The organism is Streptomyces sp. NBC_00299, from assembly GCF_036173045.1.
Classification (GTDB): Bacteria; Actinomycetota; Actinomycetes; order Streptomycetales; family Streptomycetaceae; genus Streptomyces; species Streptomyces machairae.
Map to the genome: position 1 here is coordinate 5,829,459 of NZ_CP108039.1, position 16,285 is coordinate 5,845,743.

5 protein-coding genes are annotated in these 16,285 nt (G+C 67.6%); 4 read left to right on the plus strand and 1 reads right to left on the minus strand.

All coding sequences use genetic code 11. From position 1 onward, the window contains the following. Positions 1–50 precede the first annotated feature (50 nt). From OHT51_RS25935 to OHT51_RS25945, 3 genes are all read left to right on the plus strand, one after another. The gene (locus tag OHT51_RS25935) at positions 51–2,297 is read left to right on the plus strand and encodes a transglycosylase domain-containing protein (protein ID WP_328881313.1); all 2,247 of its coding nucleotides are present in this window, start codon (positions 51–53) and stop codon (positions 2,295–2,297) included. Positions 2,298–2,346: 49 nt separating this feature from the next. Then, positions 2,347–3,633, plus strand: coding sequence for a hypothetical protein (locus OHT51_RS25940; protein ID WP_328881314.1), 1,287 nt, complete (start codon positions 2,347–2,349; stop codon positions 3,631–3,633). A 115-nt stretch (positions 3,634–3,748) separates the two neighbouring features. Continuing rightward, positions 3,749–4,927: an amidase domain-containing protein gene (locus OHT51_RS25945; RefSeq protein ID WP_328881315.1), complete on the plus strand. Its 1,179-nt coding sequence runs from the start codon at positions 3,749–3,751 to the stop codon at positions 4,925–4,927. A gap of 52 nt (positions 4,928–4,979) precedes the next feature. Here OHT51_RS25945 and OHT51_RS25950 read toward each other — a convergent pair whose 3' ends face one another. Then, a complete protein-coding gene (locus tag OHT51_RS25950) occupies positions 4,980–8,462 on the minus strand; it encodes a DNRLRE domain-containing protein (RefSeq protein WP_328881316.1) in 3,483 nt (1,160 codons plus the stop codon). A 484-nt stretch (positions 8,463–8,946) separates the two neighbouring features. Here OHT51_RS25950 and OHT51_RS25955 point away from each other — a divergent pair, with 484 nt between their 5' ends. Further along, positions 8,947–16,272, plus strand: coding sequence for a polymorphic toxin-type HINT domain-containing protein (locus OHT51_RS25955; protein WP_328881317.1), 7,326 nt, complete (start codon positions 8,947–8,949; stop codon positions 16,270–16,272). Positions 16,273–16,285 lie beyond the last annotated feature (13 nt).

The window sequence follows — 16,285 nt, forward strand, 5'->3', positions numbered from 1 at the left end:
CGAGGGGGAGTGGGGAGGAGCGGGAGGAGCCTCAAGAGCGGGACGCCACCATGCAGCTGAAGGTGTCCGGTTTGTTTCCGGTGGACCAGACCGTGCAGTTGCGTGTGCCGTCCCAACGCATATCCGATGCCGAAAGCGAATCGGCGATATCCGAAATATCCCGTTCCGTAGAGGCGGACTCATCGCAGCGAATACCCGGCGATGACACGCCCGACCAGCAGCATCGCCGCAGAAACCGCAACCGCCGCAAAGCCCCCAGCCCGCCCCTGGGCCCCCGCCTCGTCGCCGCTCTTCACCTGGCGCCCCTGCTGGCCTTCCTCGCCCCCCACGTCGCCCCCCTGGCCGACCGCCTCGCGCCCTATGCCCGCCGGATGCGGCCGCAGTACCCCCGGCCCGGACGCACCGGATGGCGCCGGTGGCTGCCCTCCTGGCGGCAGTGGCTCGGCGGCGCACTCGCCGGCGTCGGCCTCAGCGGCCTCCTCCTCGCCGTCGCCTACGCGGCCACCGACATCCCGGACAACCTCAACTCGTACGCCACCCAGCAGGACAACGTGTACTTCTGGGCCGACGGGACGCCCATGGCCCGTACCGGCTGGGTGCAGCGGCAGGCGATGCCGCTGAAGGACATCCCCGACGACGTCCGCTGGGCCGTCCTCGCAGCGGAGAACGCGAGCTTCTACAGCGACCCGGGCATCTCCGTCCAGGGCATCACCCGCGCCCTGTTCCGCACGCTGGGCCAGGGCGACACGCAGGGCGGCTCGACCATCACCCAGCAGTACGTCAAGAACGTCTACCTGAACCAGGACCAGACGCTGCGCCGCAAGGTCACCGAGGCGATGATGGCCCTCAAGCTCGACAACCGGATGAGCAAGGACGAGATCCTCGAGAGCTACCTGAACACCAGCTGGTTCGGCCGGGGCACCTACGGCATCCAGCGCGCCTCCCAGGCCTACTACGGCAAGGACGTCAGCGAGCTCAACGCCAGCGAGGCCGCGTTCCTGGCCGCCCTGCTCAAGGGCGCAGGCCTGTACGACCCGACCCTGAGCAGCGCCAACCGCGCGCGGGCCGTGGAGCGCTGGTCCTGGACGCTCGACCGGATGGTCCAGATTGGCAAGCTCTCGCAGGCCGAGCGGGACACCTACAAGAAGTTCCCCGAGCCGCTGAAACGCAACCCGCTGTACGACACCGGTGAGCAGAGCGACTACCTCGTCGAACTCGCCTCCCAGTACGCCAAGAAGGCCGCACAGATCTCCGACAAGGACTTCGACCTCGGCGGCTACCAGATCTACACGACCTTCGACAAGCGACGGGAGGACCAGCTCACCGAAGCTGTCACCAAGGCGCGCAAGAAGGCTCTGAAGGACGACCCGAAGGCCGCGAAGAGCGTGCACTACGGCGCGGCGTCGGTGGCCTCGGACGGCCGGATCCTCGCCATGCACGGCGGGCCCGACCACCGTAAGCAGGGCTACAACGAGTCCAACGCCACCACCGTCCCGGCCGGTTCGGCCTTCACACCGTTCGTGTACGCGGCCGGTCTGGAGCACGGCGTCCGCAAGACCCGCGACGGGGAGGCGACCGCCGTCACCGGGGACTCCGTCTACGACGGCGACGACGACGTGCCGGTGACCACGCCGGAGGGGCCGTACTGGGACCGCAGCGGCCGCAAGGTGGCCGCCAGCAACGACGGCAACAAGTCGTACGGGCAGATCTCCCTGCACCGGGCGATGGCGCTGTCGGTGAACACGCCGTTCATGCAACTCGGCATGGACACCGGCCTGGACAAGGTGCGCTCCACCGCCGAGGCCGCGGGGCTGCTGAGCTCCAGCATCGGGGCCCAGGTGCCGACGCTGTCCATGGGCAGCTCGACGCCCAGCGCCATCCGCATGGCCAGCGGCTACTCCACGTTCGCCGCGGCCGGCAAGCACACCGAGCCGTACTCGGTGCGGCGGATCACCCACAACGGCGACAAGATCTCCCTGAACCTGCCGGACCCGCGCCGGGCGGTCGGCGCCGACGTGGCCGAGGAGGTCACCTCCGCGCTCACGGACGCCTTCCGGACCGCCCACCCCGATGCGGCGCCCGCCACCGCGCAGGTGGCCGGGAAGGCCGGGACGACACCCAAGGACACCGCCTCCTGGTACGTCGGCACCCACAAGTCCGTCTCCACGGCGGTCGTCGTCTACCGCATCGACCTCGCCAAGAGCCTCGAACCACTGCCGCTGAAGGGCCTCGCCGGCACCGCCGACGACAGCGTCCCCTACGGCATCTGGTCCGGTGCCATGAGTCCCCTCGGCTGACCACCGACCCCCGGTACCGCACTCCAACCGTCAGGAGAATGAGCCGCACATGAAGTCACCGTCTGGGCGTCGCCGCAAGGCCCGGGCAGCGCGCCGCACCGCCGCCGCACGCCGTCCGGGGTTCCTGGCCCTGGCGGCGCTCCTCGTCGTCGCCTCGCTGACGGCGGGCTACCTGGTGCTGAACCGCACGGGGAACACCGAGCCGACCGCGTCGTCCGGGGGACAGCGCAAGGCGGGCGGGGCGGGCGCCAAGGAACCGCAGTGGGACGGCAGGACCAAGATCCTGGGGGACGGCTCCACTTCCTACACCGGTCCGCAGAAGGGCCAGTTGAAGCCGGTGCCGCTCAAGCCCGGACAGAAGCCGCCGCAGTTCGTCGTCTTCTCCTGGGACGGCGCGCTGGAGGGCGACGACGAGCTCTTCTCCCACTACCGCGAGGTGGCGAAGAAGTACGACGCCCACATGACGTTCTTCCTCACGGGCATCTACCTGCTGCCGAAGGACAAGAAGGCGCTGTACGACCCGCCCCAGCACGACAGGGGAGCCGCAGCGATCAGCTACCCCACGGACGAGCACATCCTCACCACGGTGGAGCAGCTCGGCAAGGCGTGGCAGGACGGCAACGAGATCGGCACCCACTTCAACGGCCACTTCTGCGGCGAGAAGGGCGGCGGCGACTGGAGCGTCGAGGAGTGGAAGAGCGAGATCGACCAGTTCAACTCGTTCGTGTCGAAGTGGAAGACCAACACCGGCGCCACGGATCTCCCCCCGCTGCCGTTCGACGTCTCCAAGGCGATCACCGGCGGGCGGGCCCCTTGCCTGGAGGGCCAGGAGAACCTGCTGAAGGCCGCCAAGGACTACGGCTACCGCTACGACGCCAGCTCCGCCGGCGACTTCCAGATATGGCCGACCAAGAAGAACGGCATCTGGGACTTCCCGCTCCAGATGCTCCCCTACGAGGGGGGCAAGTACCAGGGACTCTCCATGGACTTCAACTTCCTCTACAACCAGTCCGACGGCGAGACCGAGGGCGACCCGGCCCGGTACCCCCAGTGGGAGGAGGAGACCGTCGGCACCTACCAGGCGGGCTTCAACCGCGTGTACTACGGCAGCCGGGCGCCCCTGTTCATCGGCAACCACTTCGAGGACTGGAACGGCGGCATCTACATGCGGGCCGTCGACCGGATCATCGAGGAGGTGTGCACCAAGAAGGACGTCAAGTGCGTGTCCTTCAAGGAGCTCGCCGACTGGATGGACGTGCAGAAGCCGGCGACGCTGGAGCGGCTGCGCAGCCTCGATCCGGCGCAGTCCCCGGACTGGTCGACCGTCGTGCAGTGACGTTCGCATAACGTCCTCGAATCACGCACGCATCCCCCTTCACAACAGCCACACATGTCGTGCGAAGATGCGCTGCCCCCGGCATCCGTCCGCCGGGACTAGAGGGGAACCATCAGTGAAGACAAGGAAATTGAGCCGTACGCGGCGACGCGCCACCATACTCGGCGCGGCGGCCGCCTCGGTCGTCGCCGGAGCGGCGATGCTGCCCAACTGGAGCGCGGGCGCCGCGGTCGTCGACGACCCCACGGTGGACGCCCGGACCAAGGCCACCTTCCAGCAGCTGGCGGACGCGGTCTTCACCGACCGTACGGACGCGCTGGTCGACGGCCGGCAGGGCAACCGGGACAAGCCGCTGACCGACGGCTTCTCCGGTGACGTCAGGATGTCCGCCGGTACGGCCCGCAGCGAGGACGCCGCACTGTCCGCGCTGGACCAGCGCAAGGACAAGCTCGCGAAGCTGGGCGAGAAGTACAGCAAGGGCAGCACCACCGTCACTCTGGACGCCACCAGCGTGAAGGGCCGCAAGGCCAAGGTCGCGGTCACCGAGACCACCACCCTCACCTACGAGAAGGTCCGCGGCAGCGAGCCGGGGACCACCGGGTTCCAGGCGCACCACGAGCTGACGTTCAGCGCCGACCGGCGGGGCGACTGGCAGCTGACCGGAATCCGCGCGACCGACGAGGGCGACCTCGCCGTGAACTCGACGGCCAGGCCGGCCGTCGAACCGATGACCGCGAAGGTCGCCAGCACCACGCCGTCGGCGCCCAAGGCGTCGACCTCGTACCCCGGCCCGGCCAACCCGAAGAACTTCACCGCGTCCGGCCTGGACTACCCGGCCATGGCCACCTACGCCAAGCAGTACTGGTCCAACTACAACCCGGCCTACCCGAACTTCAACGGCCAGGGCGCGGGCGGCGACTGCACCAACTTCGTCAGCCAGTCCCTGAAGGCGGGCGGCTGGAAGCACGTCCCCGGCTACGTGTACGACTACACCAAGTGGTTCGGCAACGCCGACATCCAGTCGCACTCGTTCATCGGCGTCAACGAGTGGTCCTGGTTCGCCCAGAACTCGAAGCGGACGACCAGCCTCGCGAATGTCTACCAGCTGGACGTCGGCGATGTCCTCCAGCTCGACTTCGACAAGGACGGCTCGAAGGACCACACCATGATCGTCACGTCCCGCAACCGCGGCGTGCCGTATCTGACGTACCACTCCACCAACACCTACAGCAGGTCGGTGGCGAGCATCATCGCGTCGTACCCGAACGCTCTGTACTACGCGTACCGCACCTGATCCGTGCCACCCCCTGGCCGCCGGTGTCGTCCACCGGCGGCCAGGGACCGGGTCACCCGATGGCGATGCGGGTCTTCCAGTAACTGGCCGCACCGATGATCTCTGCGCCCGACCCCGGCACGACGGTGGCCTTGCCGCCCGCGTAGAAGCGCACGGACCCGTCGGACCGCACGCCCCATATGTCCGGGACGGTGTCGCCGTTGGCGTCGGGGGTGCCCATCAGCAGCGGGAAGTTGCTGACCGCCCACCCCGAGGCGCCGTACTCACTGTCATCGCCCCCGGCCGAACTTCCGGCATTGCCCAGTGACGTCAGGCTCACCCCGCCACCGGATGCGGCGATGCCCTTGCGCAGCAGGAGCCTGCCCGACGAGTCGGACCGGTAGACGAGGTCGGTGACTCCGTCGCCGCTGATGTCCAGCGCGCTGACGATGTCCCGGCTGGTCCATCCCGAGGCCCACAGCCGGGTCGCCTGGTCGATGGTCGCCCCGTGGTAGCCGGTGAAGACCCACAGCTCGTCGCCGATGGTGGCGAAGAAGTCGGTCCGGCCGTCCCCTGTGGCATCGCCCGCCGACACGAACTGGGTCAGGTCGGCGGGGTTGGGGGCACCCTCCGGGAGGAGGATCTCGCGGCGCTTGTCGATGTTGACGGCGCCGTATCCGTCACCGGGGTACACCCACAGCTTGCCCCCGACGCGGACGACCAGGTCCTGGAGGCCGTCACCGCCGTAGATGTCGCCGTTGTGGGTGATCAGGGCGCCCTTGAAGTGGCCATTGGGCGCAGCTGCATAGGGTGGCAGCTCGTCGCCGTTGGGGTCTTTCTCGGGGTTGGCCCGGTAGGCGCCGGGCATCGAGTAGTCCAGGTCGCCACTGCCCTTGGCGAGGTCGGTGGCGGTGGCCTGCGACGGATACATGCCCAGATTGCCGGCCTCGGTGACCACCATCATGTCGGGCAGCTTGTCGCCCGTGAAGTCGCCGGGCGAGTCGGCCTGGTCCCGGGGCGTGACGTAGAAGAAGTACTTCGTGGCATCCGAGGGATTACCGGCGCTGTCCACGGCCCTCACGTAGAGCACGTTGGGCCCGGCCGTCGGCGGTTTGGCGTTGGAGATGATCGCGCTGACGCTGGTGGCCGTGCCGGCGGTGCGGGGAAGGCTGCCGGTGTAGCTGGCCGAGTTGAAGCCGTACTCGTAGCGCACGACGTCGCTGTTGAGCGCGCGGACCGTGAACGATCCGGGTGTGCCGAACTTCTTGGTCGACCAGTTGGCGTCCTCGCCGTCGTTGCCGAAGCCGTTCTCGCCGCCGTCGGCGTTGGGGAAGTCGGTGGAGCTGACCTTCGGCGGCTTCGGCACGGTGGTGTCGAGGACGAAGCGGCATGGCGTCCTGGCCGGCGCGAAACTCGAACTCACACCGGCGTCGTCGACGGCGCGTACCCGCCACGAGTACAGGGTTCCGTTCGTGAGCTTGCTGGTGGAGAAACCCGATGTCGTGCGCAGTGCGGTGCCCTTGTCACCGCCGACGGACACCTTGCCGGTGGAGCCCAGCAGATCGCCCTTCGTGTCCCACTTGCCGTGCGGCCACAGGTCAAAGTCGAGGTAGTCGAGGTTGTTGTCCTTGTCGGACCCCCGCGCGGTGAACGTCAGGTCGCCCGAGCCCATGCGGACGTACGGCTCGGTGGTGGTGCACTTGGCGTCGGGGCCGAGGTCGAGCGACTTGGAGTCGATGGTGGGCTTGCGGTTGTAGACGAGTTCGAGGACCGGGGCGTTGTCGCCGTTCGCCTGGAACTTCTTCCACGAGTACTGCGAGTGCTCGTCCCGTGCCCGCAGGCCGAAGGTGATGGTTTCCTTGCCCTGGTCGGCCTGCTTCTGTGCCGCCTTGCGCACGTCGAACGTCTCGTAGGCGTCCCGGCATCCGGACTTGTATCCGTGCGCGAAGCTCTTGGTCGCGAACTTGTTGCCGTCGTGCAGTTTGGGTGCGTTCTTCCAGTTGGTCTTGCCGTTGACCGACCCGGTGAGGTGCACGCTCATCGAACGGGCGCTGCAGGACCAGGAGTAGGTCTCCAGCATGCGCAGCTTCGCGCTGGTGATCTTGGTGCCCTTGAGGTCCTTGTCGAAGGCGATGTTGAAGTACGAGCGGGAGGTGCCCCACGTGTCCGACTCGAAGCCGACACGGGCCTCGTGCGTGCCGCCCTTGTTGAAGCCCTTGCCGTTGTAGAAAGTGGCGTTCGGATGACGGCTGTAGGCGGTGGTCCAGTTCTGCGTGTGCTTCTTCACCGACGGGTCGATGAAGACGGGGTACGTGGTGGCCGGGTCGTCGAGGAAGGCCAGGTCGGGGGTGAGCTTCCAGTTCGGCCCCGTCAGGCTGGGCTCGACCAGCTCGCCGCGCGAGTCGGGCGAGGGGCCGTCGAGCCCGGGAAGGCTGAGCGTGGCCGCCGAGCCGGTCTGCGAGGGCGCGGGCGTCGGTTCGGCCGGGGCGGACGGCAGCGGGGACTCCGGCACCGAGGGCTCGGGGCCGTCGGTGGCCGCCGGCAGCGTCTCAGGGGCGGTGTCCGCCTGCTCGTCGGTCTCGATGAGCTCCTCGGTGGGGCTCGGACTCTCGCTCGGCCCGTCGGTGGCCGATTCGGCCGGTGCGGGGCTCTCCGACGTGGTCGGCTGGGCGGTGGCGCCGACCGATCCGTCGGTGACGGCAGGCCGGCCGCTGCTGTCCCACATCAGAGGGGTCGGCGACATCGCGACCTCGTTGGCGAAGACGTCCTCGGCGGTGAGGATGCCCGTGATCGGATCCAGCCGGAAGTTCAGCGTCGGGGAGGTGATGCCGTACGAGATCTGCCGGGCCCGGGGATCTGCCGCGGCCTGCCGGTTCTTGAGGACCAGCAGTTGGGCGAACCCGTCGTCGTCGGCCGTCAGCACCAGGTCGGCGCCCGGGAAGATCTCGGGGTACAGGGCGCGCGAGCCGTCGATGATCGGAGCCGGGATCGTGCCCGGCCAGGTGAGCTGGATCTCCTGGCCGTCGGCGGTCAGGGTGACCAGGGGGCTCGCGGTCTCATCAGCGGCGGCTCCCTTCAGCCCCTGCACCAGAGAGGCCCGGCGCACGGTGGAGCGCGAGGCGCGCTGCTCTCGGCCGCCCGCCGCGGAGCCGGCCGAGAACACGACTCGGGTGTTCGTGGCCCGGGGCTGCCAACCGGCCTTCGTCCGGTGGAGGTCGTAGTCGATCTCCCTCCATTCGCCGCCCACCTTGGCCCGGACCGGAGGCGAGTACAGCTTCTTGGCCATCAGACCGTCGGGCCGAGCCCACGTAGTGGAGTGCGCGGTGCGCAGCGCGGTGACCTCGACGGACTTGCCGGTCTTCGACGCCCGCGCGATCGCGGCGGCCTCGACCACGGGCTTCGCCTTCGCCTCTCGGGCGGACGCGTCACGCGGACCTGGGCCGTCCGGACCGAGGCCGATGAACGCGATGCCGGTAGCGGCGAGCGCCGCGGTCACTATGGCGGCGGTGGTCCGCCGTCCGGGCGCACGGCGCCAGTTACGCGTCTTGCGCGTCATCGGGCGAGCTCCCCTTCCCCCTTGGAACCGGCGGCGGGACAGGGCGCGGCCGGGCGAGCCGATGATGACCCATGAGCGGGCAGTCGTCACGCTTCGCGAGCGGTGAAGGGGTTTGAGCCGATCAACCTCGGTGGCCGTAAGGGTGGTTGTGCGTGGAGAGCAGTAACTCGGCTATGTCATCTCGGACTTGTGGGTAAACCACCGCGAATCATTGATTAACGCGGCTGATTTGACTGCCATTTGCCAAGGGATTTACGAATCAAGCGGTTGATCGCGAAGGTGCAATACCTTCCGCTATCCCGGAAAGGTACCAAACTCGGGCATCACGTACCGCTATGGATCGTTACGCACCGTGGTGATCATCACATCCGCACATCTGATCTAGCGGAACTCCACGAAGTGGTCACAAAATCTGCGCTATCTGATACGCCATCACGCGTGGTCCGAACCCGGTCCCGCCTCGGTGGTCCGGGGGGACTTCGTCGTGTTCGGTCGCTTTTCGCATGTCCGTCGCCGTCATCTGCGTCGTCTGCGCACGGCCGTCGTACCCGTCCTCGGTGCCGCCCTGCTGGTGGGCCTGCTGCCTGCGCAGTCGCTGGCTCTGCCGCCCGACCCAGCAGTTGAGGAGAAGGGTCGCGAGACCCTGGACCTGGAGACGCTCGACCAGGACGAGCCGGTCGCCGGTGAGACCTTCGAGCGGGACCTGGAAACCCTCAAGGTCGAGATCCCGCAGGACCAGGAAGCGGCTCCCGCGGGCACAGCCACCGCGCCGGTCGCCGACTCCGGGACGGTCAGCTTCGGCTCTACGGCGGCGGCCACGACACCGGCCTCGGCACGCGCAGGCACCACCGCCCGGCAGGCCGCCCTGACCCCTGTCGACGACCTACCCGTCAGTCTCGGGCAGGCCCCGGACCAGCAGGCCCCGACGGGCACCTGGTCCGTCCAGGTCTTCGACCGCACCGCCCCCGTCTCCCAGGGTGTCGACGGCGCCGTCGTCAAGGTGCAAGCGCCCGCGACCGGTTCGGTCCCGATCTCGGTCAAACTCGACTACGCCAAGTTCAAGAACCTGTACGGCGCCGACTGGGCCTCCCGGCTGCGCTTCGTCCAGTTCCCCGAGTGCTACCTGACCACGCCGGACGTCGAGGCGTGCCAGACATACGAGGAACTGGAGACGGCTAACGACACCAAGTCCCGGTCGATCACTGCGACGGTCGACACGGCGGCGGATGGAACGGTGACTCCGGCTTCGGCGGGCGCCGCCGACTCCGACGGTCCGTCCGTCGCCCGGGCCGCGTACCGCACGTCGGTCACCCCCGTTGCCGCGACCGGAGACGCCGCGGTCATCGGTGCGGTCGACTCCGGCGGTGGTGCGGGCGGTACCTTCAAGGCCACGCCTCTGGCCTCCAACGGCAAGTGGGGGGCGGGCGGTTCGTCCGGTGCGTTCACGTGGTCGTACCCGCTGACGCTTCCCGCGGCTCCGGCCGGCCCGGCTCCCGGCATCTCCTTCAACTACAACTCCCAGACGGTGGACGGCCGTGTCGCGGTGTCCTCTCCGCAGTCTTCATGGATCGGCGAGGGCTGGGACTACGACCCCGGCCACATCGAGCGCCGCTACCGAACCTGTCAGGACGACCGCAAGACGCTGAAGTCCGGCACGCCCAACAACTCGGCCAAGAAGGACAAGACGTCCGACCTGTGCTGGGTGTCGTACAACGCGGTGATGTCGCTGGGCGGCCGGAGCGTAGAGCTGGTGCGGGACGCGCCGGCGGGCAGCAACCCCGAGACGGACACCGAGATCTACCGCCCCCAGAGCGACGATGGAACCCGTGTGGAGCGCCGGACGGGTGGAACCAACGGCGACAACAACGGTGAGCACTGGATCGTCACGACCCAAGACGGAACCAAGTACTACTTCGGACTCAACCAGGTCGGCGGCGGCCACGCCGACACGAGCTCCGTTTCCACGGTCCCCGTCTTCGGCAACCACCCGGGTGAGCCCTGCCACGCCACCGCCTTCGCCGACTCCCGCTGTGGTGCCGGCAAGAAACAGGCCTGGCGCTGGGGCCTGGACAAGGTCGTCGACGTGCACGGCAACGTGATGGTGGTCAACTGGAAGCAGGAGTCCAACTACTACGCCGTCAAAAAGAAGTTCAAGGTTCCTGAACAGTACGACCGTTACGCCTACCCGACCTCGATCGAGTACGGTCTGCGCTCGTCCGACCTGACCAAGGCGTCCGTCATCGTCGAGTTCGGCGTCAAGCAGCGGTGCCTGAAGTCGGACACGGCCTGCGATGCCGCCAACTTCGCCAAGACCGACGACCCTGGCGCATACCGCCCTTGGTGGGACACGCCCGGCAACCTCAACTGCAAGTCCACGTCAAAGCTGTGCCCGTCATTCCCGTCCTTCTGGACGCAGATGCGTCTGGACTCGGTGACGACGAAGGCCGCACGCGCAGGACAGACGGGCCTGGGCAAGGTCGACACGTACGAACTCCACCAGTCCTTCCCCGAGGACTGGTACGACACGGCCCCTGGCCTGTGGCTCAACTCGATCACGCGACGCGGCTTCGCCCCCGGGGACACCACCGGCACCCTCCAGCACAAGGACGGCGTCAGCTTCGCCGAGTACTCGGTCGGATCCATCTCGCCTCTGCGGGGGCGCCTGAAGGACCGCCAGTTGCCGAACCTGGTGCCGAGCGGCCCGAACGACCAGCGTCCCGCGTTCACGCGCCCGCGCATCGGCACGGTGGCCACGGAGCACGGCGGTGACATCGAGGTCGAGTACACAGGCGGCTGCGCCACCGAGCCGTCCGAGGACAAGGGCGAGAAGAACGGCACCTGCTATCCCGTCCGCTGGTCGCCCGACGGCGACGAGAAGACGCCTGCGAAGGCCTGGTTCAACAAGTACGTGGTCGACTCCGTGACCGAGACCGACAAGGTCACCTCTCGCGGCAAGCCCATCCGCACGACGTACAAGTACACGGACCCCGCCTGGGCCAAGAGCGACGACGAGTTCACCCGCCCGTCCCTGCGTACGTACAGCGTCTGGCGCGGCTACCGCCAGGTGGCCGTCGCCAAGGGCAGCAGAACCAGCAAACAGCCGAACTACCCGCAGGCCCAGTCGTACTCCGAGACCCGGTACTTCCAGGGAGTGGGCGGCGCAGTCAAGGACTCCACGGGCACGCACACGCTGGTCGCCGACGACGCGCCGCAATACGCGGGCGTGACGGCGGAGAGCATCACCTATCGCGACGCCGACAAGCGGATCCACAAGCGCACACTCAACTACCCCTGGTCGAAGCAGACCGCATCCCGCCCTCGGGAGGCCGACAACGGCACGGACATGGATCCGCTGCTCGCGCACCGCAGCGGGATCGAGCGTACGGAGGAGATCCAGCCCGTCGACAGCAGTTGGCGGTCCGTCCGGACACTGACGACGGTCGACGACACATACGGCCTGCCGATCCAGGTGGAGACCGCCGTGGTGAAGCCGAACGGCGGCACCGGTGAGACCCTCTCCGAGCAGACCTGCACCAAGACGTCGTATGTTCACAACACGTCCGCTTGGCTGATCGGCCTGCCGAAGGAGCAGCGCAGCACGGGCACGTCCTGCGCGGCCCACGACACGGCTGACCCGGCCACCAAGCTCATCAAGGCGGTGCGCAACAGCTACGACGACCTGGGGTACGGCGAGATTCCGACGAAGGGGCGGGTCACCTCCTCTGCCGGCGTCAACGGTGCCGGAACCTCGTACTCGGTCGTCACCAAGACCACCTACGACCTACTGGGGCGCATCCGCACCGTCACCAAGCCGGGCGCGGGCACCACAGAAACGCAGTACACGCCTGCGGATACGGGCGGACCGGTCACCTTGGTGAAGACGATCAACGCCAAGGGCCACGCCGTCACAACGGCCTTCGACCCAGGCCGCAGCCTGGCGCTGACGGTCACGGACGCCAACGGCCGAGTCACGCGCAACGAGTACGACGCCCTCGGCCGCCTCGTGAAGGGCTGGTCGCCGTCACGTTCCTCGGGCGGCAAATCCCCGGACGTGGAGATCGCGTACCAAGCGGCGGTGGCCACCTCCACCGCGACCAGGCCGGCCACCGTCACCACGAAGACACTGAAGGACGACGGCACGTACAGCAGCCAGGTGACGATCTACGACGGCCTGATGCGCCAGGTCCAGACCCAGTCCGAGGCGCACGGACCAGGCCGGATCATCACCGACACGAAGTACGACGACCACGGCCTGGTCCTCGAGCAGACGAGCGGCTACCTCGCGAAGGGCGAGCCGGCGGCCGAGTTGTTCGCGCCGAGATCGAATGCGCTGATCCCGAGCCGGCTCCAGTACATGTATGACGGGCTGGAACGGCCGTCGATCCAGCTGACGTACCACGGCGACACATACAGGGCCGACTACCTCTCGTACACCTTCTACGACGACACCAGCGCCTTCACGGACCCGGCGGGTTCGACCGCCCCTCAGACGCGCACATACACCGACGCCCTGGGCCGGGTCACCGCCATCCGCCACTACAAGGACAACGCCGCCAAGACCAACTGGGAACCGGCCACTTCCGAGACCAGTGGCCGCAAGACGACGTACGAATACGACGCCCGCGGCTACCGCACGAAGGTCACGGACCCGGCGGGCAACGCCTGGACCTACACGTACGACGCCCGGGGCCGCGTGACCTCGACCACCGACCCCGACACGGGCAAGACGGATACCTGGTACGACGAGGCCGACCGGCCGGTCAAGACGACGGATGCCAAGTCACGGTCGACGTACACGGATTACGACGAGCTCGGCCGGGTGACGCACGTCCGTGATGGCTCGGCGACCGCCGCCCCGGTCAGGTCGTTCACGTACGACAGCCTGCCGGGCGCACTGGGCCAGCAGGTCGCCGCGACCCGGCACACGTCGGGTGGCGACTACATCAACCGGGTCACCGGCTACGACACCGACTACCGGCCCACGGGCAGTGAGACGGTGATCCCGTCGAACACGCTGACAGCGGGTCTGTCGGGAACGTACGCCTCCTCGTACACCTACACCCAGACCGGCCAACCGCAGTCGGTCACTTTGCCGGCCGTAGGCGGACTGGCGAAGGAGAAGGTCGTCACCCGCTACAACAGCGACGGCCTGCCCGAGTCGACCTCCGGCCTTGCCTGGTACACGTCCGACGCGACCTACTCGCCGTACGGCGAGGTCCTGCGCACGGTGTCCAGCTCCCAGCCCCACCGGGTCTGGACCACCAACTTCGTGGACCCGCGCACCGGCAGCCTCCAGCGCACGGTCACCGACCGCGAGACCTCAGGACCGCACCGCATCACGGACAGCTACTACTCATACGACGCGTCCGGCGGCATCACCTCGAACGCCCGCCAGCTGTCGGAGGCTTCCGGCTCGACGTGGGACACCCAGTGCTTCACGTACGACGTGATGGGCGAGCTGGTGAACGCCTGGACGTCCAAGATCACCCCGGCCGGCAACGGCACCGGTTGCAAGGCGTCGAACGGCACGACCTGGGGCTACCGCACGGACTACCGGAACTCCTCCGGCCCGGTGGCCCACGCTCCGGACACCGCGAGCGACAGTTCCAGCCCCGACGCCTCCTTGTCGTCGACCATGTCGGCCGCTGCACCTGACGCGCAGTCCGTCGTCACTGGAGCGACGGCGTACCGCCAGTCCTTCACCTTCGACTGGCTGGGCAACCGCGCCTCGCTGACGGAACACGACCCGGCGGACGCGACCAAGAACGTCACCTACACGTACGGCTACGCCACCGCATCGCAGCCGCACACGATGAAGTGGATCAGCTCCACCCCGTCGGGCAAGGGCAGCAGTTACACATACGACGCCGTGGGCAACACGGAGGTCCGCGATCTGCCCGCCACCACCCAGAACCTGACCTGGACGTCCGAGGACAAGCTCGACACGATCACCGCCGACGGCAAAAAGACGACGTACGTCTACGACGCCGCCGGCAACCGCATCTTGGAGAACTCACCGTCGGGCTCGACGCTCTACCTGGGCGGGGCGGAGGTGACCACGAACTCCGCGGGCGCGATCACCAGGGCCTCCCGCTCCTACGCCCAGCCCGGTGCACCCACGGTGACCCGCACCGCGAGCAACGGCGCGACGACGGGCCACAAGCTGAACGTCCTGCTCGCGGATCACCTCGGCACGGCAAACACGTCTGTGGAAGTGTCGAGCGGCCAGCCCGTCACCCGCCGTTCGTTCAAGCCTTATGGGGAACTCCGCGGCCCCAAGCCGTCGACATGGCCGAACAAGCGCAGCTACCTGGGCGTTGGCATCGACGACGCAGCCACGGGCCTGACTCACGTCGGAGCCCGCGAGTACGACCAGAGCTCCGGCCGCTTCCTCTCCGCGGACCCGGTCATCGACTTCGCTGAGCCGCTCCAGATGAACGGCTACGCGTACGCGGGCAACAGCCCGGTGTCACATTCCGACCCCACCGGACTGTGCCGCGCCGACCAGTGTGGTGTCGGAGTCCCGAAGGGAGACGGATCCGGCGAAATCATCACCACCGGCCCCATCGACCCCGGCAACCCGAGCGCGGGCAGCTGCCACAACGGAAGCTGCTCTCGCCCTGCCGGCGGTGGCGGTGGCGGCAACGACTCGGGCAACGGCGCGGCGTGGGTCAGCAGCCAGACGCCCACGACGAACGACATCCAGGATCTGCTGCGGCATTTCCAGATGAACAGCCCGAACGGTGACTCGCCGAACAGCAACTACTGGGTCACCCCTGTCTATGAGAACAGCGGGCCGGCCAACGCGTGCTTCGGTCGTGAGGCTTGCCGTCAGGCGTACAAGTACCTGCTGAAGCACGACGATGTGGCGAAGGCCAAGAGCATCGCTGCCAATTATTGCGTCGAGAACTTCAACAAGTGTGTGGCGGACGCCGAGGCCTTCGAGCGCGGCAAGCTCATCGAAGACTTCATAGCTGTCCTGATCACCGGCGGCCGGTCCCCGAAGGCGACCAAGGGACTCGGCGGGTGCAGGTGCTTCCTGGCCGGCACGAACGTTCTCATGGCGGACGGCACGACTAAGGACATCGAGGACGTCGAACTCGGCGACGAGGTCCAGGCCACCGACCCAGAAACCGGTGATACCGGCCCCCGGAAGGTAACCCGGCTAATCCGGACCGAGGCCGACAAACACTTCAACGAGCTGTCCATAGCGACGGCGGACGGCATCGAGAAGCTCACCGCCACCCACGAGCACCCGTTCTGGTCTCCGTCGGAGCGTATCTGGGTCGAGGCGGGAGACCTCAAGCCTGGCACGAGTCTTCTCACCGACGAGGGCGACACGGTCATCGTCACCGCCAACCGTGCCTTCACCAAGCACGCCCGTACGTACAACCTTACGGTTGACGACCTGCATACGTACTATGTGCTGGCAGGCGAGACGCCGGTCCTCGTTCACAATTCGAATTGCAAGCCGGGGACACTCCCGGGAACCCGGTTCGATGTGCCGGAGGCGCCGGGTATCTACACCATTCACTTGAATGACGGAACGAAGTACGTAGGAAGCTCCACAACAAGCATCAGGGAGAGAGTGAATAAGTCGATGCGGTCGAAGCATGCGGTCAGCAAGGCCGGATATACGACCGGCGACGTGGTGAACGTCACCTACTTCACCCTGCCTAGCGGTACGAGTAAAACGGCGATTCGCCGGATGGAACAGACGATGATGGAAGGGGTGAAGGCGAGGGGTGGGACTCTCTTGAATCGAAGGGACCCAGAGATTGAAGTTCCAATTGGCGGATACTTGCCGTAAGTCTCTACTGGAG

Coding starts and splice junctions, on each gene's coding strand:
- OHT51_RS25935 (WP_328881313.1), top strand. CDS start 51: ATGCAGCTGAAGGTGTCCGGTTTGTTTCCGGTGGACCAGACCGTGCAG.
- OHT51_RS25940 (WP_328881314.1), top strand. CDS start 2,347: ATGAAGTCACCGTCTGGGCGTCGCCGCAAGGCCCGGGCAGCGCGCCGC.
- OHT51_RS25950 (WP_328881316.1), bottom strand. CDS start 8,462: ATGACGCGCAAGACGCGTAACTGGCGCCGTGCGCCCGGACGGCGGACC.